Below are 24,203 nucleotides of genomic sequence, written 5' to 3'. Positions count from 1 at the left end.
CGTCACTCCCGTCACCACCGCCTCGTCCCCCGAGGAGCTGCGCATGCGCCGCCCGCTCAAGACCGCTCTCCCCCTCCTCGCCGCAGCCGCCCTGGCGGGTACGGCCCTCTTCGGCGCCGGCCAGGCCACGGCCGAGCACTCCGTGCCCGGGTCCGACCGGGAGATCCCCAACCTCGACCAGGTCAAGGAGAAGATCGAGGCGTACTACGGCGACACCGAGACCGCCGACGGCGAGCACCACGCGTCCCCGCACAGCAGCTACGCCCGCCAGGTGCGCCACATCGCCGCCGGTGCGCGGCGGCACCTGCAGCGGGACCTCGCGAAGCACCACGGCGAGAAGCCCGCCATCGTCCTCGACGTCGACGACACCACCCTGCTCACCTACAACTTCGAGCGCCGCATCGGCTACCACTTCACGCCCGAGGCACAGGACGACTACCTGCGCACCACCGACATGAAGCCGGTCTTCGGGATGACGCGACTGGTCAACTGGGCGCACCGGAAGGGCGTCACTGTCTTCTTCCTCACCGGCCGCAAGGAGTACCAGCGCGACTGGAGCGTCCGGAACCTCAAGAGCGCCGGCTACGCGGTGCCCGTCGACAAGGCGCACTTCTACCTCAAGGACGACAAGAACCCGCCGCCCTACCTGGAGTGCGGCACCGACTGCGGCACCGTCGAGTACAAGTCCGGCACCCGTGCCCACATCGAGCGCCAGGGCTACGACATCCTCGCCAACTTCGGCGACCAGTACAGCGATCTGAAGGGCGGCCACGCCGACCGCCGGGTGAAGATGCCGAACCCGATGTACTACCTGCCCTGAGCCGTCACGCCCCCTCCTTCAGCACTCTGCCGATGAGCGCCCGCTGGGCCTCGGTCAGCCGCGGGTCGGCACAGTGCGCGGTCTCGCCGTCGACGACCAGCTCGTAGTGGAAGCCGTCGGGCACCCCCGGCTGTTGCTGCCCCCGGCCCTCGGCGACCGCCTCCCGGGCCAGCGATGCCAGCTCGGCGGCGTCCGCGCGCCCGGCGGTGTCCAGGGAGGCCCGGCGGGTGAGCCCGCCGAAGCCGCCCGTGCGGGTGACGGTGATACGCATACGGCCATTCTCCTCCCGCTATGCGTCCTCGCCGTCCAGCGGGATGCCGACCTGGCCCCAGCACTTCATCACTCCCTCCCGCTCCGCGCTGTCGTCCCCGTACCGCTCCGTCGCGGCGTCCCGCGTGGCGTGGGCGAAGGCGGCGAAGTCCGCGTCCGGCTGCAGGGAGCCCGAGGTGAGCGCGTCGTACCAGATCTGCCCCGCGCGCTCCCAGGCGTGCCCGCCCAGGCGGGTGGCGAGCAGATAGAAGGCGTGGTTGGGGATGCCGGAGTTGATGTGTACGCCGCCGTTGTCCGCGCTGGTGTGCACGTAGTCCGCCATGGTGGCGGGCTGCGGGTCCTGGCCGAGCACATCGTCGTCGTACGCCGTGCCCGGTGCCTTCATCGAGCGCAGCGCCTCGCCCTGCACGCGGTCGGTGAAGAGCCCGGCGCCGATCAGCCAGTCGGCCTGTCCGGCGTCCTGGCCGAGCCCGTACTGCTTGATGAGGGCGCCGAAGACGTCGGAGAACGACTCGTTGAGCGCGCCCGACTGGCCGAAGTACGCCAGGTTGGCGGTGTACTGGGTCACGCCGTGGGTGAGCTCGTGGCCGATGACGTCGACGGGCAGGGTGAAGTCGCGGAAGACCTCCCCGTCGCCGTCCCCGAACACCATCCGCTCGCCGTCCCAGAAGGCGTTGCCGTACTCCTCGCCGTAGTGGACGGTGGCGTCCAGCGGCAGGCCCCGGCCGTCGATGGACCAGCGGCCGTAGACGTTCAGGAACAGCTCGAAGGTGGCCCCCAGCCCGGCGTACGCGCGGTTCACCGTGGCGTCCTTGACGGGCTTGCCGCCCTCGCCGCGGACCTTCTTGCCGGGCAGCGTCTCCTTGTTCTTGGCGTCGTAGATGGTGCGCCGGGGCGTGCGCTCCGGCTCCCCGGCGGACGGCTCCGGCGCCGCCGCGGGCTCGGCCGGGGCGGCCATGCGCACCGTGGTGATCCGGCGCCGGGTGCGCTGGAGGGCGTCGCGCTCCAGGGTGCGCCGTGCGGGGGCCGCCAGCGCGGCCTCCCCGGTGCGGGCCAGCCGGTCGAGGAGGTGCGGCGGCACGATGGTGCAGAAGGCGGGGGGTGCGGGTGCGTGGTGGGTACTCATGCGCGCAATGTGGCACTGCGTCATCGCGCTGTCACTGCTCGCTGACAGGATTCGTAGGAAGGGAGGGTGCGCGGGGGCCTGTGCTGACGCCGCGCCACCCATGCGCCGTATCGCATAGTGATACGGCACTGGCGCGGGGGGCGGATGTGGCTATGCTGGCCGGACCATGCGTTTCGGGCTGCTTCTTCTTAGCTGCCGCGGCGAGGGCCTGTAGCCGTACGGCCGACCCCCTCCCCGCGGAGTGCGGTGCTGTCCGGTCGGCCCACGAAGCCCTGCGCGCCCCGCGCGCACTCTCTCGCAGGAGCCCTACGCATCATGACCTCTCATGCCTCTGTCGGTCGCGCCACCCCGATCACGGCCTCGACGGTACGCCAGCGTCCCTCGGGGATGCCGGTGCACAAGTACCGGCCGTACCAGGCGGTCGACATCGCCGACCGCACCTGGCCCGGCAACCGGATCACCCGGGCGCCGCGCTGGCTGTCCACCGATCTGCGGGACGGCAACCAGGCGCTGATCGACCCCATGTCGCCCGCCCGCAAGCGGGAGATGTTCGACCTGCTGGTGCGGATGGGCTACAAGGAGATCGAGGTCGGCTTCCCCTCCTCCGGGCAGACCGACTTCGACTTCGTACGCTCCATCATCGAGGAGGACGCGATCCCCGAGGACGTGACGATCTCCGTCCTCACCCAGGCCCGCGAGGAGCTGATCGAGCGGACCGTCCAGTCCCTGGTCGGCGCCCACCGCGCCACCGTCCACCTGTACAACGCCACCGCGCCGCTCTTCCGCGACGTCGTCTTCCGCGGCAGCCGCGAGCAGGTCAGGCAGATCGCCGTGGACGGCACCCGGATGGTCGTCGAGTACGCCGAGAAGCTGCTGGACGGGCGCGGCCGGGAAACGGCCTTCGGCTACCAGTACAGCCCCGAGATCTTCATCGACACCGAGCTGGACTTCGCGCTGGAGATCTGCGAGGGGGTGATGGACGTCTGGCAGCCCGAGGAGGGCCGCGAGATCATCCTGAACCTGCCCGCCACGGTCGAGGTCTCCGTGCCCAGCACCTACGCCGACCGCATCGAGTGGATGAGCCGCAGGCTGTCCCGGCGCGAGCACGTCTGCCTGTCCGTGCACCCGCACAACGACCGCGGCACCGGCGTGGCCGCCGCCGAGCTGGCCGTGATGGCGGGCGCCGACCGCGTCGAGGGCTGCCTGTTCGGGCAGGGCGAGCGCACCGGCAATGTGGACCTGGTCACCCTGGGGATGAACCTGTTCAGCCAGGGCGTCGACCCGATGGTCGACTTCTCCGGGATCGACGAGATCCGCCGCACCTACGAGTACTGCAACCAGATGGAGGTCCACCCCCGCCACCCGTACGCCGGCGACCTCGTCTACACCGCCTTCTCCGGCTCCCACCAGGACGCCATCAAGAAGGGCTTCGAGGCGATGGACATCCGTGCCGCCGAGGCCGGGAAGACAGTGGACGACATCGCGTGGGCGGTGCCCTATCTGCCGATCGACCCCAAGGACGTCGGCCGCTCGTACGAGGCGGTCATCCGCGTCAACTCGCAGTCCGGCAAGGGCGGCGTCGCCTATGTGCTGAAGGGCGAGCACAGCCTGGACCTGCCGCGCCGGATGCAGGTGGAGTTCTCCCGGATCATCCAGGAGAAGACGGACGCGGAGGGCGGCGAGGTCTCGCCCGCCCAGATCTGGTCGGTCTTCCAGGACGAGTACCTGCCGACGCCCGGCGGGAGCTGGGGCCGTATCGCGCTGCGCGACACCCAGACCTCCACCACCAGCGAGGGCCACGACGCGCTCACCGTGGAGGCCGTGGTGGACGGCGAGCCGGTGACGCTGAGCGGGACGGGGAACGGCCCGCTGGCCGCGTTCTTCGACGCGCTGCGCGACGTCGTCGAGGCGGACGTGCGGCTGCTGGACTACGTCGAGCACACGATGAGCGAGGGCGTCGGCGCCCAGGCCGCCGCCTACATCGAGTGTGCGATCGGGGACCGGGTGCTGTGGGGCGTGGGCATCGACGCCAACATCGTCCGGGCCTCGATCAAGGCCGCGGTCTCCGCGGTCAACCGCGCCTCCCGGTAGCGGAGTCGGGGCGCTCGCCTCTCCCGCCGGGGCCCGCGGGGGAGGGGCGTCTCCCGGCCGTCCCCCCGTGGCCGAACGCGAGTGCCCTGCCACACCCGAGTGGTGCTCAAGGTGCTGACGCGGAGGGGCGACTGTGGTTAACATCACGTCACCGGCGACGATGCCGAATCGTGATGCTGATGGAGGTGCGGTGCGATGCACCCACGAATGCGCCGCGTCCGTCCGGCGGGCGTCCGCACCAGCTGGCGCACCGTCGACGACGGCGACTTCTTCTGCGCCGCCTGCGGCGGGGACCGCCGCTACCGCCTCCGCAGCGGCCGCCGCCGCTTTGTGCTCCTGGGTGTCCCGCTGCTGCCCCGCGGCGCGGCGGGCCCCGTCGTCGAGTGCGGCGGCTGCGGCAGCCACTTCACGCCCGACTGCCTCGATCACCCCACCACCACCCGGCTGTCCGCGATGCTCCGCGAGGCCGTGCACAGCGTGGTGCTCGCCGTGCTGGCGGCGGGCGGCACCCAGGCGCGCGCCGCCCGCGAGGCGGCCGTCGAGGCGGTGCGGGGCGCCGGCTTCCCGGACTGCGGCGAGGAGGAGCTGACGGCGCTGCTCGCGGCCCTCACGGCGGACGGGCGGGTGTGCCTGGAGATCGAGCTGCACGAGACGCTGGCCCCGCTGGCCCCGCACCTCGCCGTCCCGGGGCGGGAGAGCCTGCTGCTCCAGGGGGCGCGCATCGCGCTGGCCGACGGGGCGTACGGGGCGGAGGAGCGGGAGGTCCTGGCCGCTGTCGGGCGGGCCCTGGAGATCGGTGCGGGTGACGTGGACCGGTTGCTCGCCGAGGCCCGGATGCCGTCGTAGTGCCGGGTGGCGCGAGGCGGTGCACCTTTCCGGTCGCGGCACTAGTACGGGGCAGGGGAGATACGGGTGTTGACACCGTTTCTCCCGCATTGATGGGGTCCCGTCATGACGGACCCGACATCGCTCCCGCGCTTTCCGGACGGGTTTCTCTGGGGGGTGGCCACCTCCGCGTTCCAGATCGAGGGCGCCGTGGACGAGGACGGCCGCGGCCCCGCCGGCTGGGACATGTTCACCGCAGAACCCGGCCGGATCCGGGACGGCGGCACCGCCCGTACCGCCACGGACCACTACCACCGCTGGCGCGAGGACCTGGCGCTGCTGCGGGACCTCGGCGTCGGCGCGTACCGCTTCTCCGTGGCCTGGCCGCGGGTCTTCCCCTCCGGCGGCGGCGAACTCAACGCGGCGGGGCTGGACTTCTACGACCGCCTCGTCGACGCCCTCGCCGAGGCGGGCGTCACCCCCGTCGTCACCCTCTACCACTGGGATACGCCGCTGCCCGTCGAGGAGCGGGACGGCGGCTGGCTGTCCCGCGACACGGCGTGGCTCTTCGCGGACTACGCCGACGCCGTCGCGGCCCGGCTGGGCGACCGCGTGGGCCACTGGATCACCCTCAACGAGCCCGCCGAGGTCACCCTCCTCGGCTACGGGCTGGGCGAGCACGCCCCCGGCAGGCGGCTGCTGTTCGACGCCCTGCCCGCCGCCCACCACCAGCTGCTCGGGCACGGGCTGGCCGCACAGGCGCTGCGGGCGCGCGGGGTGCGCTCGCTCGGCCTCACCAACTCGCACGGCCCGGTCTGGCCGCTCTCCGCGAGCGCCGAGGACACCGGCGCGGCGGAGCTGTACGACGTCCTCACCAACCGGCTGTTCGCCGAGCCCCCGCTGCTCGGCCGCTACCCGGACGAGGGCCTGGCCGCCATGCTGCCGGGCCCCGTCGCGGAGGACCTGAAGACCATCGCGCAGCCGCTGGACTTCTACGGCGTCAACTACTACCAGCCCGCCCTGGTCGGCGCCCCCGACCCGCTGGAGCAGGCGGGCGAGTTCGCGGGGATCGGCATGCCCGCCGAACTCCCCTTCGGCATCCGCGAGATACCCGGCCGCGAGCGCACCGGCAGCAACTGGGCCGTCGTCCCCGAGGGCCTCCCCGAGACCCTGCGCACCCTGCGCGACCGCTACGGCGACCGGCTCCCGCCCGTCCTGATCACCGAGAACGGCTGCGCGTACCCGGAGCACACCGCTGACGCCCGCCGGATCGCCTTCCTCGACGCCCATCTGCGCCAGCTGCACACGGCGCTGGCCGAGGGCCTCGACGTACGCGGCTACTTCGTCTGGTCGCTGCTGGACAACTTCGAGTGGGCCGAGGGCTACGGCTGGCGCTTCGGCCTCGTGCACGTCGACTACGCGACGCTGGCGCGCACCCCCAGGGACTCCTACCGCTGGCTGCGGGAGGCGCTGCGGGCCCAGCGGCGGGGCTGACCCGGACCGGGTGCGCGCCTCCCCGGGGAGTACACCGGGGGGAGCACCGGGCGGCCGGCCACACCCCGGGCGGTAACCGCCAGTTCGGCCCAGCGAGCGACGAAGTGGGCCCCGCGGGGCGGGACTCTGGTCGCGACCGGAGATTCGCGACCAGAGAAGGGGGCTCGTATGGGGCCCGTTGTGACGACGGACAAGCCGTCCGCCGCCCCGCCCGGCAGGGCGAGGAGACCACGCCGCACCGTGCCCTGGGCCATGCTCGGGCTGTGGGTGGTGGTCCTGCTGCTCGCCGTCCCGTTCGGCGGCAAACTGAGCGGCGTCACCCGCGACGAGCCCGTCGACTACCTCCCGGCCAGCGCCGACTCCACCCGCGTCCAGGAGCTGACCGACAAGCTGCCGGGCGGCGGCAGCACGGACCTCCTCCTGGTGCACCACCGCGACGGCGGGCTCACGGCGGCCGACCGCGGCGTGGCCCGCGACCAGGCGCGCGAGGTGGCCGGGGCGTACCGGCACAGCGGCGGCCCGCCGCGCACCGTTCCCTCCGAGGACGGCAGCACGCTGCTCACCGCCGTCTCCCTCACCGGACTGGACGAGGAGCAGCGCTCGGACGCCGTGCACGACATCCGCGACCGGCTGGACGGCGGCGGCGCGGGCGGCGGCCCCGCGCCGCCCGAGGGGCTGAGCGTGTGGGTCGGCGGCCCCGGGGCGCTGCAGTCCGACATGGACGAGATCTTCGAATCCGTCGACGGCACCCTGATGCTGGGCACCGCGGCGGTCGTCGCGGTGCTGCTCATCCTCACCTACCGCAGCCCCGTGCTGTGGCTCGTCCCGCTGACCGTCGTCGGCGCCGCGGCGCTCTCCGCGATGGCCGTGGTCTACGGGCTCGTCCAGGCGCTCGACCTCACCGTCAGCACCATGAACACCTCCGTGATGACGGTGCTGATCTTCGGCGCCGGCACGGACTACGCGCTGCTGCTCGTCGCCCGCTACCGTGAGGAACTGCGCCGCCACGAACGGCCGTACGAGGCGATGCTGACCGCGCTGCGCGGCTGCGGGCCCGCGATCCTCGCCTCCAGCGGGACCGTGGCGGCCGGGCTGCTGTGCCTGCTGGCGGCCGACCTGAACAGCAGCAGCGCGCTCGGCCCGGTCGGCGCCATCGGCGTCGTGTGCGCCCTGGCGGCGATGACCACGCTGCTGCCCGCGCTGCTCGTGCTGCTGGGGCGCCGGGTGTTCTGGCCGCTCGTCCCGGCGTTCGGCAGTGAACCCTCCGCGCGGCGCTCGCTGTTCGCCGTCATGGGCACCTCGGCGGGCCGCCGCCCGGTGACGGTGCTGCTGTCCGGCGTCCTGCTGCTGGGCGGGCTCGCAGTGGGCTCCGCCGCGCTCCCCGGGGACCTGCGGCAGGAGGACACGTTCACCAGCACACCGGAGTCGGTCACCGCGCTGCGGGCCGTCGAGAAGGCGTTCCCTCAGCAGAGCAGCCAGCCGATCACCGTGCTGACGCGGACCCCGGAGGCGGAGCGGGCGCAGCGCACGGCCGACGCCACGGACGGTGTCGCACGCGTCGAGCGGGGCCGCAGCGGGGGCGGCTGGACCGAGCTCAGCGTCTTCGCCCGGGACAAGCCCGAGTCGCCGGGAGAGCTGGACACCATCCGCGCGCTGCGCGGCGAACTGGACGCGCTCGACGGGGCCGAGGCGTACGTCGGCGGGCCCAGCGCCGAACAGCTCGACCTGTCCGACACGAACGCCTCCGACCGCCGCGTGGTGATCCCGCTGGTGCTGGGCGCCGTGCTGCTGGTCCTCATCGCGCTGCTGCGGAGCCTGACGGCGCCGCTCGTCCTCGTGGTGGCCGTCGTCGCCTCCTGGGGCGCCGCGATGGGGCTGGGCGGACTGGTCTTCGAGCCCGTACTGGGCTTCGAGGGGCTGGATCCGGCCATTCCGCTGCTGTCGTTCGTCTTCCTCGTCGCGCTCGGCGTCGACTACGGCATCTTCCTGATGCACCGGATGCGCGAGGAGTCGCTGGGCGGGAAGGCCGTGCCCCGGGCCGCGCTGGACGCGCTGCGGACGACGGGCGGGGTGATCGCCTCCGCCGGCATCGTGCTGGCCGCCACGTTCTGTGTGCTGGCGTCGATGCCGATGGTGCTGATGGCCGAGCTCGGCTTCGTCATAGCGGTCGGGGTGCTGCTGGACACCTTCCTGGTGCGGACCTACCTGGTGACCTCCGCCAGTATGCTGCTGCGCCGCTGGATCTGGTGGCCGGGCAGGCTGTTCCGGGACCGCACGGGCTGAGTGACGCCGGGCACGCTGCGGCCCCTCCCGCCGCCGCGTGCCGCCGCGTGCCGCACGATAGGACAGTGCAGATGCCGAAGAAACCGCCCGCGGCCGCCGCTTCGGCCGCGCGCCGCCCGCCCGGAATCGCCCGGCGGGACATCGCGGTGGCCGCCGCGGTGGCGGTCGTCCAGACCGTGGCCGCGCTGGCGGCACCGGCAGGCGACGGGCGCACCCCCGACGCGCTGGGCTGGACCCTGCTCACCGCCAGCGCCTTCGCGCTGGTGCTGCTGCGCCGCGCGCCCTGGCTGGCGGTGCTGGCGGTGCTGGCGCTCGTCGCCCCGTACCACTCGCTGGACTTCGCGCACACCGCCGCCGTACCCAGTGCCCTGATCGCGCTGTACTTCATGGCCGCAGCCGGTCCGCCGCTGCGCTCGTTCCTGACGATCGGCGTGATCATCGGCATCATGTCGGTGATCATGCTCGGCCGGGGCAACCAGCACGCGCTGGCCGAGATGCTGCGGACGTCCGGCTGGCTGTTCGTCTGCGTCCTCATCGGCGAGAGCGTCCGCATCCACCGCAACTACGTCGGTGCCATCGTCGAGCGGGCCGAGCGGGCCGAGCGCACCCGGGAGGAGGAGGCGGCGCGGCGCGTCGCGCAGGAGCGGCTGCGGATCGCCCGCGATCTGCACGACCTGCTCGCGCACAGCATCACCCTGATCGGCGTGCAGACCTCGGTCGCCGCGCATGTGCTCGTCGCGGACCCGGAGCGGCTGGACCGGGAGGCCGTCGCCAAGGCGCTCGACGGCATCTCCGACACCTGCCGGGACGCCCGCGCGGAGCTGCGCACCACGCTGGAGGTGCTGCGCGGCGACGAGTCGGAGGCGCACGGCCCGCTGCCCGGCCTCTCCGGGCTCGCGGACCTGGCGCGCGCCGCCCGGGGCGCGGGGGCGCACGTCGAACTGACCGTGCGCGACTCCGCGCTGGCCGCCGCGCCGCCGCCCGCCGTGGGCGCGGCGGCGTACCGCATCGTGCAGGAGGCGTTCACCAACGCCGTACGGCACGCGGGCCCCGAGGTGCGGATCGAGGCCGCCGTGTCCGCGGAGCACGGACTGCTGCGGATATGCGTACGGGACGACGGCGCCGGGAGAGAGAACCCCGACGGCGCCGGCCCCGGAGCCGGGGACTCCGGGGACGGCGCGGGGAGGACCGGGACGGCGCCGGCCCCCGCGGACCGTACGCCGGAGCGCGGCGGCTTCGGCCTGGTCGGCATGCGCGAACGCGCCCGCAGCGTGGGCGGCACCGTGGAGGCCGGGCCGGCCCCGCCCGGCTTCCAGGTGCTCGCCCGGATCCCCCTCGCTTCCGCTGTTCCCGTTGCCCCCGCTCCCCGAGAGGTACCGACATGACGGACACGCCGTCCATCCGCGTCGTCCTGGCCGACGACCAGACACTGGTGCGCTCCGCCTTCGCCATGCTCGTGGAGTCGGCACCTGACATGTCCGTGGTCGGCGAGGCCGGGACGGGCCGGGAGGCGGTGGCGCTCACCCGCGAGTCCCGGGCCGACCTCGTCGTGATGGACATCCGGATGCCGGACCTGGACGGCATCGAGGCCACCCGCCGGATCGCGGCGGACGCGGCGCTGGGCGGGACCCGGGTGCTGGTCCTGACGACGTACGACACCGACGAGCACGTGGTGGAGGCGCTGCGCGCCGGAGCCTCGGGCTTCCTGGTGAAGGACACCAAACCGGCCGAGCTGCTGGAGGCGATCCGTACGGTCTCGGCGGGCGAGGCGCTGCTGTCCCCGGGCCCCACCTCACGCCTGATCGCCCGGGTGCTGCGGTCGCCGGACGCGCCCACGCCGCCCGGCGACGCGCGGCTCCAGACGCTCTCGGACCGCGAGCGGCAGGTGCTCGCGCTGGTCGCGCGCGGGCTGAACAACGCGGAGATCGCGGAGTCGCTCGCGCTCTCGCCGCTGACGGCGAAGACCCATGTGAGCCGGGTCATGGGGAAGCTCGCCGCACGGGACCGCGCCCAGCTGGTCATCTCGGCGTACGAGTCCGGCCTGGTGACCCCGGGCGCCCAGTGAGAAGCCCCGGGGGGCTCAGGGCGGCGCCGGGCCGCCCGCGTCCGCGACCTGGCGCAGCGTCCGGCCGCTGAGCGCCGAGCGGGCGCGCAGCGGATCGGGGGTGCCGTGCCTGCGGCCGGCGCGGCCGTCGTTCTCCTTCACCAGCAGCCACGCCTCGCGCTCGCCGTCCCCGCCGTCGCGGAAGCGGGTGAGGGCCCACGCGCCGTGCAGCTTCGAGCCGTGCAGCGCGAAGGAGACATGGCCCCGGTCCAGCGCCCCGGGGAAGTCCCGCTTCAGCGGCTCGTAGCCGCCCGTGTCCCACACGATCACCGGGCCCGCGCCGTACTCGCCCTCGGGGATCACGCCCTCGAAGGTGCGGTACGCGAGCGGGTGGTCCTCGGTGGGCATGGCCAGCCTCTTGTCGTGCGGATCGGTGGACGGGCCCTTGGGCACCGACCACGACTTCAGCACCCCCTCGACCTCCAGCCGGAAGTCGAAGTGGAGCGTGGTCGCGTCGTGGATCTGTACGACGAACCGGGACTCCCCGCCCCTCTCCCCGCCGCTCGCTCCGCTTTCGCTCTCTTCGCGGCCCTCGGGTTCGGTGGTGGTGCCGAAGCGCCGCTTGCTCCGGTACGTGCGCAGGGGGTCCTTGCCGCCCGTGGCGGAGCCGGTGGACATGGGTTCCTCCGGAGTGCCGTATCGCGCTGGAGTGCCGTGCCGTGCCGTCCGTGTCCCCTCCAGGATCGCGCCGATGCCCGGCACCGGCGACCGGCACCGGCGAGTGCCCCGCATCGCCGCGCCCACTCCGCGCTGCGCCATGTGTCGGGCCCTCCGGCCGGGGTACCCGGAGCGGTCCATGCGGTCACGCCGGGTAGTCGGGCCCGCGCTGCGCCTGCGTTGCGCACCCTGTGCGTCGCACACTGGTGCGAGAGGGCTCGGCGGTACCGCACACGCTGAGAAGAGAGGTGAGGGAAGCCATGCCCATCGCATTCCTCGCAGCGCCCGAGGGCGTCGAACAGATCGAGCTGACCGATCCGTGGACGGCAGTCGTCCGGGCCGGGCAGACTCCTCGGCTGGTCTCCACCCGCCCCGGGGAGATCCGCGCCTTCCACCACCTGGACCGGGGCGACAGCTTCCCGGTCGACCTGACCGTCGACCAGGCGGCGGTGGACGACTTCGACGGCCTGGTGCTGCCCGGCGGCGTGGCCAACCCCGACGCGCTGCGGCTGAGTCCGCGGGCCGTCGGATTCGTCAAGGCGTTCTTCGAGGCGGGCAAGCCGGTCGCGGCGATCTGCCACGCGCTGTGGATGCTCGTCGAGGCCGATGTGGTCCGCGGCCGCACGCTGACCTCGTGGCCGAGTCTGCGGACCGACATCCACAACGCCGGCGGCACCTGGGTCGACGAGCAGGTCAAGGTCTGCACCGCCGGTCCGAACACGCTCGTCACCAGCCGCAAGCCGGACGATCTGAAGGCGTTCGACGAGGCGATGCTCGACGCGTTCGCGACGTCCTGAGAGGTGACGGGCGCATGACCGCCGCCGCGCCGAAGGCCGACCGGGTCAGGGTGACCAAGCCGGACAAGGAGCTCTTCCCGGAGGACGGCCTCACCAAGGCGGACCTCGTGGACTACTACCGCGCGGTCGCCCGCGCGATGCTGCCGCACCTGCGCGGCCGGCCGCTCACCCTGGAGTGCTACCCGGACGGGCACGAGGGCGAGTCGTTCTTCCGCAAGCAGATGCCCGAACACTTCCCGGAGTGGATCCGCCGGGTCGAGGTGGCGAAGGAGGACGGCAGCCTGACGATGCCGCTGTGCGACAACGCGGCCACGCTGGCCTACCTCGCGAACCAGGCCGCGATCACCCTGCACCCCTGGCTCAGCCGCGCGGACCGGCCGGACCATCCGGACCGGCTCGTCTTCGACCTCGACCCGCCGGACTCCGACTTCGGCCTCGTGCGCTGGACCGCGTTCACGCTCCGGGACCTGCTGGCCGAGATCGGCCTCCAGCCGCTGGTGATGACCACCGGGTCCCGGGGGCTGCACGTGATGCTGCCGCTCGACCGGTCCGAGGACTTCGACGCGGTGCGCTCCTTCGCGCGCGACGTCGCGGACGAGCTGGCCGGGCAGCACCCGGACCGCCTCACCACCGAGCCGCGCAAGGACAAGCGCCGCGGCCGGCTGTACCTCGACACCCAGCGGAACGCGTACGCGCAGACGGGCGTCGCCCCCTACGCGGTCCGGGCCCGCCCGCACGCGCCGGTGGCGACACCGCTGCGGTGGGAGGAGCTGGCGGACGCATCCGTGGGCCCGCGGCACTGGACGCTGCGCACCGTCCCGGACCGGCTGGCGGACGAGGGCGATCCGTGGGCCCGGCCGGGCCGGTACCGGCGCTCGCTGGGCGCGGCCCAGCGCAGGCTGGACGCCCTGCGCTGATCCCGGGGCCCCGCCGGGCGCAGGGTGGGAGAGAATGAGCCCATGCTGTGTTCTTCCGGGGGGCGACCCCCGTACCCCCGGCCGGGGCGCGGGGCGGTGGGGCGATGACGCTGTTCCGCGATGACGGCATCGTGCTCCGTACCCAGAAGCTGGGCGAGGCGGACCGCATCATCAGCCTGCTCACTCGCGGTCACGGGCGCGTGCGCGCCGTGGCCCGCGGCGTACGCCGCACCAAGTCGAAGTTCGGGGCCCGGCTGGAGCCGTTCAGCCATGTCGACGTGCAGTTCTTCGCCCGCGGCAGCGACTTGGTGGGCCGCGGCCTGCCGCTGTGCACCCAGACGGAGACCATCGCCCCGTACGGCCAGGGCATCATCGCGGACTACGACCGCTACACCGCCGGCACGGCCATGCTGGAGACCGCCGAGCGGTTCACCGACCACGAGGGCGAGCCGAACGTCCAGCAGTATCTGCTGCTCGTCGGAGGTCTGCGCACCCTCGCCTCCGGTGAGCACGGACCGGGGCTGGTCCTCGACGCCTTCCTGCTGCGCTCCCTCGCGATGGGCGGCTACGCGCCCAGCTTCGAGGACTGCGCGCGGTGCGGGCTCCCCGGCCCGAACCGGTTCTTCTCGGTGGCCTCCGGCGGCGCGGTGTGCGGCGACTGCCGCGTCCCCGGCAGCGTCGTGCCCTCGCCGGGGGCGCTCCGGCTGCTGGGCGCGCTGCTGACGGGCGACTGGGCGACCGCGGACGCCGCCGAGCCCCGGCACTGCCGGGAGGGCTCCGGGCTGGTCTCGGCGTATCTGCACTGGCATCTGGAGCGCGGGCTGCGCTCCCTCAGATACGTGCGGCAGGGCCCGAGCCGCTAGGCTCGACCGGGTCCCGCCGCAAGAGAACACGTTCGGCACGCACACTGGAGTTGAGTCACGCAGATGGCACGCCGCGGAATGCTGTCCTGGCCGCAGCGCGAGTACCCCGAGTATGCAGCGCCCGAACCCCACCCCTCCGGGGCCCGCCCGCCGAAGATCCCCGGCGAGCTGGTCCCGAACCATGTGGCGATCGTCATGGACGGCAACGGCCGTTGGGCGAAGCAGCGCGGCCTGCCGCGTACGGAGGGCCACAAGGTGGGCGAGGCCGTCGTGATGGACGTCCTCAAGGGCTGTCTGGAGATGGGCGTCAAGAACCTCTCCCTCTACGCGTTCTCCACCGAGAACTGGAAGCGCTCCCCGGAGGAGGTGCGCTTCCTGATGAACTTCAACCGCGAGGTGATCCGCCGCCGCCGCGACGAGATGGACGCGCTCGGCATCCGGATCCGCTGGGTGGGCCGGATGCCGAAGCTGTGGAAGTCGGTGGTGCAGGAGCTGCAGGTCGCCCAGGAGCAGACCCGGCGCAACGACGCCATGACGCTCTACTTCTGTGTGAACTACGGCGGCCGGGCGGAGATCACCGACGCCGCGCGGGCCATAGCGGAGGACGTGCGCGCCGGACGGCTGGACCCGTCCAAGGTCAACGAGAAGACCTTCGCGCGGTATCTCTACTACCGCGACATGCCGGACGTGGACCTGTTCCTGCGCCCCTCCGGCGAGCAGCGCACCTCCAACTACCTGATCTGGCAGAGCGCCTACGCGGAGATGGTGTACCAGGACGTGCTGTGGCCGGACTTCGACCGGCGCGACCTGTGGCGGGCCTGCCTGGAGTACGCCCGGCGCGACCGCCGCTTCGGCGGGGCCCAGCCGGACGAGGAGGCCGCGCAGGGCTGAGCCGCCGGATCACCGGGTGCGGCGCCGGAAGAGCAGCGCGCACGCCGGTACCGCCAGGGCGAGCAGCCCCGCGCACCACGCGAGCGCCCGCCAGGGCGCCGACCCGGCGGGCTGGTCCAGCAGCAGCGCCCGCATGGACTCGATCACCGGGGTGACGGGCTGGTGCTCGGCGAAGCCGTGCAGCCATCCGGGCATGGTGTCGATCGGCACGAACGCGCTGCTGGGGTAGGGCAGGAACAGCACGAAGAACGTGAACCCGCCCGCCGCCTCGGGGGAGGTGGCGAGCAGCCCGGCGACCGCCGAAAGCCAGGACAGCGCGACGACGTACAGCAGCAGGATCCCGATGGCGGCCAGCCACTGCGGGACGTCCGCGCGCGGCCGGAAGCCGACGGCGAAGGCCACCGCGAGCACCGCGGCCGTCGCTGCCGCGTTGCGCACCGTGCTCGCGGCCACATGGCCCGCCAGCAGGGCCGTGCCCTTGGTGTCCATGGAGCGGAAGCGGTCGACGATGCCGGTGGTCATGTCCCCGGTGACGGTGGTCGCCGTCATCGAGGCGCCGTATCCGGCGCACAGGATCAGCACACCGGGCGCCACATACGTCACATACGTCCCGGTGCCCGACTCGATCGCGCCGCCGAAGAAGTAGACGAAGACCAGCATCAGCAGCACGGGCAGCGCCAGCGAGACGATGACCGCGTCCAGGTTGCGCCTGCTCAGCCGGATCGAACGGGCGGCGAGCACCGCGTAGTCACTCATGGGTCAGCTCCAGGAACACATCGTCGAGGGTGGCGCCCTGCACGGTGAAGCGCGCGATCTCCACCCGGGCGGGGTCCAGTTCGTCCAGCAGCGCCCGCACATGGGCCGCGCTGCCGTCGGTGGGGACGCTCAGCAGCAGCTCACCGGGGGAGGCGTGCAGCGCGCCGCCGACGACCCGCGCGTGCACCGCCTCGTACGCGTGCCGGTCGACCAGCGTCAGATCCAGACGCCGGGCCGCGACCCGCCGCTTCAGCTCCTCCGGGGCGCCCTCCGCGATCAGCCGCCCCCTGTCGAGCACGGCGACCTGGTGGGCGAGCTGGTCGGCCTCCTCCAGATACTGCGTGGTGAGGAAGACGGTCACCCCGGACTCCGCCAGGGACGCGACCACCTCCCACATCGTGCGGCGGCTGCGCGGGTCGAGCCCGGTGGTCGGCTCGTCCAGGAACACCACCTCGGGGTCCCGGGTGAGCCCCGCCGCGATGTCCAGCCGGCGGCGCATCCCGCCCGAGTACGTGACGACGCGGCGCCGCCCGGCGTCCGTCAGGCCGAAGCGCTCCAGCAGCTCGGCCGCGCGCCGGGCCGCCTGCCGCCGGGGCAGGCCGCGCAGCCGCCCCATCATGCGCAGGTTCTCCTCGCCGGTCTGCTCCTCGTCCAGCGCGGCGTACTGGCCGGTGAGGCTGACGGCGCGGCGCACCCGGGAGCGCGCCGTGACGACGTCGTGGCCCGCGACCCGGGCCCGGCCCGCATCGGGCGCGGTGAGCGTCGTGAGGATGCGCACGGCGGTCGTTTTGCCCGCGCCGTTCGGCCCGAGCAGCGCGCAGACGCTGCCGGGCCGCACCCGCAGGTCGAGCCCGTCGAGCACCCGGACGGCGCCGTACCGCTTGCGCAGGCCGCGGGCCTCGATCGCCCAGCCCTCCGCCGGTGTGGAATCCATGGTTGCCCCTCCTCATTGCGTATCGCGTACGCGCTAGTGCGTATGTTATACGCATTGCGAGGGAAAGGTGGACCATGGCGGAACGGCGAGCGGGGCGGGGAGACCGGGAGCAGGTGGAGGAGCGCGCGCAGCGGGAGCAGGCGGACACCGGGCTGCCGCCGGGGGTCGAGACCGCGTGGGGGCTGCGGGAGCGCCCGTCACGGGGCCCGGCGCGCGTCCTCGACGTCCGCCGGATCGTGGCGGCGGCGGTCGCCCTCGCGGACACCGAGGGGCTCGGGGCCGTCTCCATGAGCCGTGTCGCGGCGGAGGCCGGCGCCTCGACGATGGGGCTGTACCGCTATGTGGCGGGCAAGGACGAGCTGCTGATCCTGATGGAGGACGCGGCGATCGGCCCGCCCCCGCCGGGCCCGCCCGCCGAGGACGGCTGGCGCGCCGGGCTCGAACACTGGGCGCGGTCGCTCGGCGCCGTCTACGAGCGGCGCCCCTGGCTGCTGCGCATCCCGATCAGCACCCCGCCGCTGTCACCGCGCAACGTCGAGTGGATGGAGCAGGCGCTGACGTATCTGCGCGGCACACGGCTCCCCGGCGAGGAGCGGCTGGGGGTGCTGGCGCTGCTCAGCGGGTTCGTGCGCAACCATATGCAGCTGTTCACGGACATGGCCGAGGCGAACCGGCAGAGCGGCACGGCGTGGGCCGACATGGAGGACCGCTACTGGCTCCTGCTGGAGCGGCTGACGGACTCCCGGCGGTTCCCCGCGATCACCGAGCTGCTGGAGTCCGGGGAGGTGGAGCGGGGGGAGGCGGACGAGGAGCCGGGCACCTCCTTCGACTTCGGCCTGGCCCGCACCCTGGACGGCGTCGCGGTCCTCGTCGCGGGGGAGGGCGGGTAGCGCGCGCCCTCCGCGGCGGACGGTCAGGGGCAGCCCCTCACCGCCGTGCCGCCGCACACTCCCCGCAGGTGCCGAAGATCTCGATGGTGTGCCCCACATCCACGAACCCGTGTTCGGTCGCGATCGACTCGGCCCACTTCTCGACCGCCGGGCCCTCGACCTCGACCGCCTTCCCGCACGACCGGCACACCAGATGGTGGTGGTGGTCGTCACTGTGGCACCGGCGGTAGACGGCCTCGCCCTCGTCCGTGCGCAGCACATCCACCTCGCCCGCGTCGGCGAGGGACTGGAGGGTGCGGTAGACCGTGGTCAGCCCGACCGAGTCTCCGCGATGCTTGAGCATGTCATGCAGCTCCTGCGCGCTGCGGAACTCCTCCACCTCGGCGAGAGCCGCCGAGACGGCGGCGCGCTGCCGGGTGGACCGGCCGCGTACAGGGGGACCTGCGGTGGTCACGCGCTGGCTCCTTCGTTCGTCGGCTCTCTGGGCGTCATATGCACTGCGGGCCCATTGTGCCAGGCACTCCCGTGGAGCGGTCATTACACCGGTCATCACACCCTGGTGGTGCGGTGGGTGGCCGCTGCCCGGTCCGAGCCCTCGCTGTGTCCCAGGGTGCCCTCTGTCTCCCCTCGCGCGACAGACCGCGCCCTGTGCTTGGCCAACGGCGCGGCGAGCACCGTGACGAGAGCGAACAGTCCGATGGCCAGCACCACGATGCTCGCACCCGGCGGAACGTCCGCGTGGTAGGAGAGGGTGGTGCCGGAGAGCGTCACCAGCACCCCGAGCCCCACCGAGAGCCCGAGCGTGGCGGCGAAGCCCCGGGTCAGCTGCTGCGCCGCGGCCACCGGGATCACCATCAGCGCGCTGACCAGCAGCAGCCCGACCACCCGCATCGCGACGGTCACGGTCACCGCCGCCGTGACGGCCAGCAGCAGGTTGAGCAGCCGCACCGGCAGCCCCGTCACCTGTGCGAACTCCTCGTCCTGGCAGACCGCGAACAGCTGCCGCCGCAGGCCCAGCGAGACCGCCAGCACGAAGACGGACAGCCAGGTGATGGCGGTGAGGTCCGAGTCCGAGACCGTGGTGATGGAGCCGAACAGATAGGTGGTGAGGTTGGCGTTGGAGCCGTTCGGCGCCAGATTGATGATCATGACGCCGCCGGCCATGCCGCCGTAGAAGAGCATCGCCAGCGCCAGGTCGCCGCGTGCCTTCCCGTACCAGCGGACGACCTCCATCGCGACCGCGCCCAGGCACGCGACCAGCACGGCCATCCACACCGGGTTGGTGCTCAGCAGGAAGCCGAGCGCGACACCGGTCAGCGCGACATGGCCGATGCCGTCACCCATGACCGCCTGGCGGCGCTGGACGAGATAGATGCCCACGGCGGGCGCCGTGATCCCGACGAGCAGCGCGGCCAGCAGCGCGCGCTGCATGAACGCGTAGTCGAGCATCTCGGTCATACCCGTGCCTCCGAGTCCGCCTCGCCCGCGGCGAGCCCCACCTTCCCCGTCTCGATCCGGAGCGCCGCGTCCGACCCGCCCACCGGCTCGCTGCCGTGCGGGTGGCAGGCCAGATCGTGCAGCCGGTCCGGGTTCTCGATCCGCTCGACCCGGCCGTCCCGCAGCACCACGGCGCGGTCGATCAGCGGCGCGAGCGGGCCCAGCTCGTGCAGCACCAGCAGCACGGAGCAGCCCCGCGCGACCTGTTCGCGCAGGGTGTGTGCGAGCACGCGCTGGCTCGCGAGGTCCACGCCCGCCAGCGGCTCGTCCATGACCAGCAGCTCCGGCTCACCGGCCAGCGCGCGGGCGATCAGCACGCGCTGGTGCTGGCCGCCGGAGAGCGCGTCGACCGGCTCCCGCGCCAGGGGAGCCAGCCCGACGAGTTCCAGCGCCCCGCGCACCGCGGCCCGGTCCTCGCGGCCCAGCGGCCGGAACCGGCGCCGCCCCAGCCGCCCGGACGCCACCACCTCGCGCACGGTCGCGGGCACCCCGGAGGCGGCCGTGGAGCGCTGCGGTACGTAGCCGATCCGCTGCCATGCGCTGAAGCGCGCCAGCGGCGTGCCGAACAGCTCCAGCTCCCCGCCGGTCAGCGGAACCTGGTTCAGCACGGCGCGGACCGTGGTGGACTTGCCCGAGCCGTTGGCCCCGAGCAGCGCGACGGTCTCCCCGCGCCGCACGGTCAGATCGATGCCGCGCAGCACCTGGCGCGCGCCGAGTGCCGCGGTGGCGCCGCGCAGGGCTATGACGGGGTCTCCGTCGTACTGGCCCATGGATGCCTTCTTTCTCGCGTGTCCCGCCGTGTGCTCACTTCGCGCCGAGGGCGGTCTGCAGAGCGGTGAGATTCTGCCGCATAAGGGAGAAGTAGTCCTCGCTCGCAGGGTCCTTCACGCTCTCCAGCGGGCTGAGCACCGCGGTCTTGAGCCGCAGGTCCTTCGCGAGCGTCCTGGCCGTCTTGTCGCTCGCGTTGTCCTCGAAGAAGACGGTGTCGACGCCGTCCTCCTCGGTGACCTTGTGCAGGGCCTTCATCCGGGCCGCGCTGGGCTCGGACTCCGGGTCGATGCCGTTGACGGCCTCCTCGTGCAGGCCGTAGCGCTCCGCGAGGTAGCCGAAGGCCGCGTGGGTGGTCACGAAGGTGTCGGACTTCTTGCCCGCGAGGCCGCTCTTGAAGTCGTCGTTCAGCGTCTCCAGCCGCTTCACCAGCTTCGCGGTGTTCTTCCGGTACGCCGCCTTGTGGTCGGGGTCGGCCTTCTCCAGCGTCTTGCCGACGCCCTTGGCGACCTGCGCGTAGCGCACCGGGTCGAGCCAGATGTGCGGGTCCTCGGCGGAGCCGTCGCCGTGGTCGTGGCCCTCGTGCGCGTCGCCCCCGCCGTGGTCGTCGTGGTCGCCGTGGTCGTCGTGGTCGTCGCCGTCCCCGTGGTCGTCCTCGCCGTGCACGTCCGTCCCGTGCTTCTCCAGCGTGGTGAAGGAGCCGGCCTCCGCGATGTTCTTGACGCCGGACTGCCCGACCGCCTCGTCGACGGCGGGCTGCAGGCCCTTGAGGTAGACGATCATGTCGGCCTTGCTCAGCTCGCCGGTCTGCTTCGGGCTGAGTTCGAGATCGTGCGGCTCGATGCCGGGCTTGGTGAGGTTGTCGACGCTCACATGGTCGCCGCCGATCTGCTGGACGAGGAACTCCATGGGGTAGAAGGACGCGGCCACCCGCACCGTGCCGTCGTCGGAGCCGGAGTCGCTGCCGCAGGCCGCCAGGCCGAGGGCGCCGAGGCCGAGCGCGCCGGCGGCGGCGGTGGTGCGTATGAGCCGGCGGGGGCGACGAGGACGTTGACGAGTGTTCATGACACTCATTTTCACCGAAGATGGAAACGATTGTCAACTAAAGCCTTGCGCTGTGTGAGCGGAGTAGGGATCTCCCTTGACAGGCAGCCGATTTACTGCGGTACCCCGGGGGCAACCCCCGGACCCCCGGCCGATCTTGGCGGATCCCCGAACCGATTTGATCCACCCCCCTCCGGTCCCAGTAATGTGAGGTATTCCGTCGTCGTTAATGAAGAGAGCACCGTGGCCGCCGACAAGATCGACACCATCGTCAGCCTGAGCAAGCGCCGTGGCTTCGTCTACCCGTGCAGCGAGATCTACGGCGGCCAGCGGGCCGCCTGGGACTACGGGCCGCTCGGCGTGGAGCTCAAGGAGAACATCAAGCGCCAGTGGTGGCGCTCCATGGTCACCTCGCGCGACGACGTCGTCGGTATCGACTCGTCGGTCATCCTGGCCCCCGAGGTCTGGGAGGCGTCGGGCCATGTCTCCACCTTCACCGATCCGCTCACCGAGTGCACCTCGTGCCACAAGCGCTTCCGGGCCGACCACCTGATCGAGGCGTACGAGGCCAAGCACGGCCGCGAGCCGGCGAACGGACTGGCCGACATCAACTGCCCGCACTGCGGCAACAAGGGCGGCTTCACCGAGCCCAAGCAGTTCTCCGGCCTGCTGGCCACCCACCTCGGCCCCACCCAGGACTCCGGCTCGGTCGCCTATCTGCGCCCCGAGACCGCGCAGGGCATCTTCACCAACTTCGCCGCCGTCCAGCAGACCTCGCGCAAGAAGCCGCCGTTCGGCATCGCCCAGACGGGCAAGTCGTTCCGGAACGAGATCACGCCGGGCAACTTCATCTTCCGCACCCGCGAGTTCGAGCAGATGGAGATGGAGTTCTTCGTCAAGCCGGGCGAGGACGAGGAATGGCACCAGTACTGGATGGACCAGCGCTGGGCCTGGTACCGGGACCTCGGCATCCGCGAGGAGAACATCCGGTGGTACGAGCACCCCCAGGAGAAGCTCTCCCACTACTCCAAGCGCACCGCCGACATCGAGTACCGCTTCAACTTCGGCGGCACCGAGTTCTCCGAGCTGGAGGGCGTCGCCAACCGCACGGACTTCGACCTCACCGCCCACTCCAAGGCGTCCGGCCAGGACCTGTCCTACTTCGACCAGGAGGCCGGCGAGCGCTGGGTGCCGTATGTGATCGAGCCGGCGGCCGGCGTGAACCGCGCCATGCTCGCCTTCATGCTCGACGCCTACGTCGAGGACGAGGCGCCCAACGCCAAGGGCAAGATGGAGAAGCGCACCGTGATGCGCCTCGACCCGCGCCTCTCGCCGGTCAAGGTCGCCGTGCTGCCGCTGTCCCGGAACGAGAAGCTGTCCCCGAAGGCGCGCGGCCTCTCCGAGACGCTGCGCAAGCACTGGAACATCGACTTCGACGACGCCGGCGCCATCGGCCGCCGCTACCGCCGCCAGGACGAGATCGGCACGCCCTTCTGCGTCACCGTCGACTTCGACACCCTCGACGACAACGCCGTCACGGTCCGTGAGCGCGACACGATGAAGCAGGAGCGGGTGTCGCTGGACCAGATCGAGGGCTACCTGGCAGGCCGCCTGATCGGCTGCTGAGGCCACACGGCGCCCCCACACGCCCAGCGGGCCCGGTCCCCGTCGGATTCCGTACCGACGGGGACCGGGCCTTTCGCGTACGCGGCCGTACGCGGCGTACGCCGCGTACGGCCGCGTCACCGGGTGTCCCGCGCGCCCTGCACCCGGAGTCCGACCGCCGCCAGTCCCACCAGCCCGGCGGTCTGCACGCCCAGCGCGATCACGAGCGCGTCCCGGATGCCCACCGACGGGATCAGGGCGAGGAAGAGCGAGCCGAGCGTGGCCACGCCCAGTGCGAGGCACGACTGCTGGGTCGTACCGGCGAGCCCGCTGCCGGCGCCCGCGTGGGAGGCGGGGACGGAGGACAGCACCAGCCGGAAGTACGTGGACAGCTGGAACCCCTGGCCGATGCCGCACAGCACGAGGCCGGGCGCGAACCCCGTCCAGGACAGGCCGGGCCACCAGGCCAGCGCGGCGAGCGCGAGCAGAGCCAGACCGGTGCCCTGGACGGCGGCGCTGAGGACGAGCACCCGCCCGGGGCCGAAGCGCTCCGTGACCCGGGAGGCCAGGAAGGACGCCGTGAACTGGGCCAGCCCCAGCGGGACCAGCACCAGCCCGGCCTGCATCGGGCCGAAGCGCAGCCCCTGCTGCAGCACCAGGGCGATCTCGAACATGAAGGCGCTGAACCCCAGGAACATGGGCAGCCCGGCCAGTACGCCGCGCCGCACGCCCGGTTCGCGCAGCAGCGAAGGCGGCAGCAGCGGGCTGCCGCCCGACCGCTCCGAGCGCGCCTCCGTCGCGAAGAAGGCCCAGCCGAGGAACGGCGCGGCGACGAGCAGCGCCACCGCCCACAGCGGCCAGCCGGCGGCCCGCCCCTCCGTGAGCGGCAGCAGCAGCGCCGCCAGCGCCGCGGTCAGCAGTACGGTGCCGGCCAGGTCGCCCCGCGCGGGCCGGTCCGAGCGGCTGTCCGGCACGCTCCGGGCGCCCAGCAGCAGCCCCAGCAGCACGACGGGCACGTTCACCAGGAAGATCGCGCGCCAGCCGGAGCCCGCAATGTCGGCCGCGACGAGCATCCCGCCCAGCACCTGGCCCAGCACCATGGAGATGCCGCCGACCGAGCCGTACAGGCCGATGGCGCGGTGGCGCCGCGCGCCCTCGGTGGTGGCGTGGATGGTGGCCAGCACCTGCGGCAGCATCATCGCGGAGGCGGCGCCCTGGGCGAGCCGCGCGAGGATCAGCGTCCACGCGTCCGGCGCGAGCCCGCAGGCGAGCGAGGTGACGCCGAAGCCGGCCACGCCCCACAGGAAGAGCCGCCGCCGGCCGTAGGTGTCGCCGAGGCGCCCGCCGAGCACCAGGAGGGCCGCGTAGGCGACGGCGTAGCTCGCGACGACCATCTCCAGCAGGGCGGGGGAGGCGTCCAGATCCCGCTGGATGCTCGGGAAGGCGACGTTGACGATGAAGAAGTCCACCATGGGCAGCGCCGCGCCGAGCAGCACGGTGAACAGGCCGAGCGGAGTCAGCGCTGCCGGAAGGGGGGCACGGGGATTCGGACGGGCCGGACGGGCCGGGTG

At 72.7% G+C, this 24,203-nt stretch carries 23 protein-coding genes; 13 read left to right on the top strand and 10 right to left on the bottom strand.

Translation table 11 applies throughout. The annotated features are described in order from the left end of the window. The first annotated feature begins 43 nt into the window (after positions 1-43). On the top strand, positions 44-820 hold the full coding sequence (locus tag G5C65_RS04680; protein WP_165297320.1) for an HAD family acid phosphatase: 777 nt from the start codon (positions 44-46) through the stop codon (positions 818-820). Positions 821-824: 4 nt separating this feature from the next. Here the strand turns inward: G5C65_RS04680 and G5C65_RS04675 are convergent, their stop codons facing one another. Together G5C65_RS04675 and G5C65_RS04670 are read right to left on the bottom strand one after the other, a co-directional pair. After that, positions 825-1,091: a protealysin inhibitor emfourin gene (locus tag G5C65_RS04675; protein WP_165297319.1), complete on the bottom strand. Its 267-nt coding sequence runs from the start codon at positions 1,089-1,091 to the stop codon at positions 825-827. Between the two features lie 18 nt (positions 1,092-1,109). Beyond that, on the bottom strand, positions 1,110-2,216 hold the full coding sequence (locus G5C65_RS04670; RefSeq protein WP_165297318.1) for a M4 family metallopeptidase: 1,107 nt from the start codon (positions 2,214-2,216) through the stop codon (positions 1,110-1,112). Positions 2,217-2,531: 315 nt separating this feature from the next. On the opposite strand from G5C65_RS04670, the gene leuA reads away from it, so the two are divergent. From leuA to G5C65_RS04640, 6 genes are all read left to right on the top strand, one after another. Then, entirely contained in the window at positions 2,532-4,307 is a 1,776-nt protein-coding gene (gene leuA / locus G5C65_RS04665) for a 2-isopropylmalate synthase (RefSeq protein ID WP_165297317.1), read from the top strand. Between the two features lie 195 nt (positions 4,308-4,502). Continuing rightward, the gene (locus G5C65_RS04660) at positions 4,503-5,153 is read left to right on the top strand and encodes a TerB family tellurite resistance protein (RefSeq protein ID WP_165297316.1); all 651 of its coding nucleotides are present in this window, start codon (positions 4,503-4,505) and stop codon (positions 5,151-5,153) included. 105 nt (positions 5,154-5,258) lie between these two features. Then, positions 5,259-6,626: a GH1 family beta-glucosidase gene (locus G5C65_RS04655; RefSeq protein ID WP_165297315.1), complete on the top strand. Its 1,368-nt coding sequence runs from the start codon at positions 5,259-5,261 to the stop codon at positions 6,624-6,626. Between the two features lie 252 nt (positions 6,627-6,878). Further along, positions 6,879-8,909: an MMPL family transporter gene (locus tag G5C65_RS04650; RefSeq protein WP_165297325.1), complete on the top strand. Its 2,031-nt coding sequence runs from the start codon at positions 6,879-6,881 to the stop codon at positions 8,907-8,909. 71 nt (positions 8,910-8,980) lie between these two features. After that, complete coding sequence (locus tag G5C65_RS04645) at positions 8,981-10,294, top strand: sensor histidine kinase (RefSeq protein ID WP_165297314.1); 1,314 nt, start codon at positions 8,981-8,983, stop codon at positions 10,292-10,294. Further along, the gene (locus G5C65_RS04640; RefSeq protein WP_165297313.1) at positions 10,291-10,974 is read left to right on the top strand and encodes a response regulator; all 684 of its coding nucleotides are present in this window, start codon (positions 10,291-10,293) and stop codon (positions 10,972-10,974) included. The genes G5C65_RS04645 and G5C65_RS04640 overlap by 4 nt, the downstream gene beginning before the upstream one ends. A 15-nt stretch (positions 10,975-10,989) precedes the next feature. Here the strand turns inward: G5C65_RS04640 and G5C65_RS04635 are convergent, their stop codons facing one another. Beyond that, positions 10,990-11,631 carry a DNA polymerase ligase N-terminal domain-containing protein gene (locus G5C65_RS04635; RefSeq protein WP_165297312.1) on the bottom strand — a complete coding sequence of 214 codons (642 nt, stop codon included), beginning with the start codon at positions 11,629-11,631 and terminating at the stop codon, positions 10,990-10,992. A gap of 299 nt (positions 11,632-11,930) precedes the next feature. Here G5C65_RS04635 and G5C65_RS04630 point away from each other — a divergent pair, with 299 nt between their 5' ends. The 4 genes from G5C65_RS04630 (at position 11,931) to G5C65_RS04615 (ending at position 15,138) form a co-directional block, all read left to right on the top strand. Continuing rightward, the gene (locus tag G5C65_RS04630; RefSeq protein WP_165297311.1) at positions 11,931-12,467 is read left to right on the top strand and encodes a type 1 glutamine amidotransferase domain-containing protein; all 537 of its coding nucleotides are present in this window, start codon (positions 11,931-11,933) and stop codon (positions 12,465-12,467) included. Positions 12,468-12,481: 14 nt separating this feature from the next. After that, a complete protein-coding gene (ligD, locus tag G5C65_RS04625) occupies positions 12,482-13,384 on the top strand; it encodes a non-homologous end-joining DNA ligase (protein WP_165297310.1) in 903 nt (300 codons plus the stop codon). 104 nt (positions 13,385-13,488) lie between these two features. Next, entirely contained in the window at positions 13,489-14,247 is a 759-nt protein-coding gene (gene recO, locus G5C65_RS04620) for a DNA repair protein RecO (protein WP_165297309.1), read from the top strand. A 63-nt stretch (positions 14,248-14,310) separates the two neighbouring features. Beyond that, a complete protein-coding gene (locus tag G5C65_RS04615) occupies positions 14,311-15,138 on the top strand; it encodes an isoprenyl transferase (protein ID WP_165297308.1) in 828 nt (275 codons plus the stop codon). Positions 15,139-15,147: 9 nt separating this feature from the next. Here the strand turns inward: G5C65_RS04615 and G5C65_RS04610 are convergent, their stop codons facing one another. Both G5C65_RS04610 and G5C65_RS04605 read right to left on the bottom strand, forming a co-directional pair. Beyond that, the gene (locus G5C65_RS04610; protein ID WP_165297307.1) at positions 15,148-15,894 is read right to left on the bottom strand and encodes an ABC transporter permease; all 747 of its coding nucleotides are present in this window, start codon (positions 15,892-15,894) and stop codon (positions 15,148-15,150) included. Next, complete coding sequence (locus G5C65_RS04605; RefSeq protein ID WP_165297306.1) at positions 15,887-16,828, bottom strand: ATP-binding cassette domain-containing protein; 942 nt, start codon at positions 16,826-16,828, stop codon at positions 15,887-15,889. Before G5C65_RS04605 ends, G5C65_RS04610 begins: the two co-directional genes overlap by 8 nt. Before the next feature lie 74 nt (positions 16,829-16,902). Here G5C65_RS04605 and G5C65_RS04600 point away from each other — a divergent pair, with 74 nt between their 5' ends. Next, positions 16,903-17,718, top strand: coding sequence for a TetR/AcrR family transcriptional regulator (locus tag G5C65_RS04600; protein ID WP_165297305.1), 816 nt, complete (start codon positions 16,903-16,905; stop codon positions 17,716-17,718). Positions 17,719-17,755: 37 nt separating this feature from the next. On the opposite strand, the gene G5C65_RS04595 is transcribed toward G5C65_RS04600, so the two are convergent. The 4 genes from G5C65_RS04595 to G5C65_RS04580 form a co-directional block, all read right to left on the bottom strand. Next, the gene (locus G5C65_RS04595) at positions 17,756-18,172 is read right to left on the bottom strand and encodes a transcriptional repressor (RefSeq protein WP_165297304.1); all 417 of its coding nucleotides are present in this window, start codon (positions 18,170-18,172) and stop codon (positions 17,756-17,758) included. 95 nt (positions 18,173-18,267) lie between these two features. Continuing rightward, positions 18,268-19,176 (bottom strand): metal ABC transporter permease, encoded by a 909-nt coding sequence (locus G5C65_RS04590; RefSeq protein WP_165297303.1) that lies wholly within the window; start codon positions 19,174-19,176, stop codon positions 18,268-18,270. Beyond that, complete coding sequence (locus tag G5C65_RS04585; protein ID WP_165297302.1) at positions 19,173-19,985, bottom strand: metal ABC transporter ATP-binding protein; 813 nt, start codon at positions 19,983-19,985, stop codon at positions 19,173-19,175. Before G5C65_RS04585 ends, G5C65_RS04590 begins: the two co-directional genes overlap by 4 nt. Positions 19,986-20,019: 34 nt before the next feature. Continuing rightward, on the bottom strand, positions 20,020-21,048 hold the full coding sequence (locus G5C65_RS04580; RefSeq protein WP_165297301.1) for a metal ABC transporter substrate-binding protein: 1,029 nt from the start codon (positions 21,046-21,048) through the stop codon (positions 20,020-20,022). Positions 21,049-21,270: 222 nt separating this feature from the next. Here G5C65_RS04580 and G5C65_RS04575 point away from each other — a divergent pair, with 222 nt between their 5' ends. Next, positions 21,271-22,653 carry a glycine--tRNA ligase gene (locus G5C65_RS04575; protein ID WP_165297300.1) on the top strand — a complete coding sequence of 461 codons (1,383 nt, stop codon included), beginning with the start codon at positions 21,271-21,273 and terminating at the stop codon, positions 22,651-22,653. A gap of 116 nt (positions 22,654-22,769) precedes the next feature. On the opposite strand, the gene G5C65_RS04570 is transcribed toward G5C65_RS04575, so the two are convergent. Beyond that, positions 22,770-24,203: MFS transporter (locus G5C65_RS04570; protein ID WP_165297299.1), on the bottom strand; the 1,434-nt coding region annotated here is incomplete at its 5' end.

The organism is Streptomyces boncukensis, assembly GCF_011045075.1.
GTDB lineage: Bacteria > Actinomycetota > Actinomycetes > Streptomycetales > Streptomycetaceae > Streptomyces > Streptomyces boncukensis.
The sequence above is the reverse complement of the archived record's forward strand: the minus strand, read 5'-3'. Positions and strand labels throughout refer to the sequence as shown.

Coding starts and splice junctions, on each gene's coding strand:
- G5C65_RS04645 (WP_165297314.1), top strand. CDS start 8,981: ATGCCGAAGAAACCGCCCGCGGCCGCCGCTTCGGCCGCGCGCCGCCCG.
- G5C65_RS04635 (WP_165297312.1), bottom strand. CDS start 11,631: ATGTCCACCGGCTCCGCCACGGGCGGCAAGGACCCCCTGCGCACGTAC.
- G5C65_RS04680 (WP_165297320.1), top strand. CDS start 44: ATGCGCCGCCCGCTCAAGACCGCTCTCCCCCTCCTCGCCGCAGCCGCC.
- G5C65_RS04600 (WP_165297305.1), top strand. CDS start 16,903: ATGGCGGAACGGCGAGCGGGGCGGGGAGACCGGGAGCAGGTGGAGGAG.
- G5C65_RS04605 (WP_165297306.1), bottom strand. CDS start 16,828: ATGGATTCCACACCGGCGGAGGGCTGGGCGATCGAGGCCCGCGGCCTG.
- ligD (WP_165297310.1), top strand. CDS start 12,482: ATGACCGCCGCCGCGCCGAAGGCCGACCGGGTCAGGGTGACCAAGCCG.
- G5C65_RS04660 (WP_165297316.1), top strand. CDS start 4,503: ATGCACCCACGAATGCGCCGCGTCCGTCCGGCGGGCGTCCGCACCAGC.
- G5C65_RS04655 (WP_165297315.1), top strand. CDS start 5,259: ATGACGGACCCGACATCGCTCCCGCGCTTTCCGGACGGGTTTCTCTGG.
- leuA (WP_165297317.1), top strand. CDS start 2,532: ATGACCTCTCATGCCTCTGTCGGTCGCGCCACCCCGATCACGGCCTCG.
- G5C65_RS04615 (WP_165297308.1), top strand. CDS start 14,311: ATGGCACGCCGCGGAATGCTGTCCTGGCCGCAGCGCGAGTACCCCGAG.
- G5C65_RS04650 (WP_165297325.1), top strand. CDS start 6,879: ATGCTCGGGCTGTGGGTGGTGGTCCTGCTGCTCGCCGTCCCGTTCGGC.
- recO (WP_165297309.1), top strand. CDS start 13,489: ATGACGCTGTTCCGCGATGACGGCATCGTGCTCCGTACCCAGAAGCTG.
- G5C65_RS04610 (WP_165297307.1), bottom strand. CDS start 15,894: ATGAGTGACTACGCGGTGCTCGCCGCCCGTTCGATCCGGCTGAGCAGG.
- G5C65_RS04675 (WP_165297319.1), bottom strand. CDS start 1,091: ATGCGTATCACCGTCACCCGCACGGGCGGCTTCGGCGGGCTCACCCGC.
- G5C65_RS04630 (WP_165297311.1), top strand. CDS start 11,931: ATGCCCATCGCATTCCTCGCAGCGCCCGAGGGCGTCGAACAGATCGAG.
- G5C65_RS04590 (WP_165297303.1), bottom strand. CDS start 19,176: ATGACCGAGATGCTCGACTACGCGTTCATGCAGCGCGCGCTGCTGGCC.
- G5C65_RS04640 (WP_165297313.1), top strand. CDS start 10,291: ATGACGGACACGCCGTCCATCCGCGTCGTCCTGGCCGACGACCAGACA.
- G5C65_RS04585 (WP_165297302.1), bottom strand. CDS start 19,985: ATGGGCCAGTACGACGGAGACCCCGTCATAGCCCTGCGCGGCGCCACC.
- G5C65_RS04580 (WP_165297301.1), bottom strand. CDS start 21,048: ATGAACACTCGTCAACGTCCTCGTCGCCCCCGCCGGCTCATACGCACC.
- G5C65_RS04670 (WP_165297318.1), bottom strand. CDS start 2,216: ATGAGTACCCACCACGCACCCGCACCCCCCGCCTTCTGCACCATCGTG.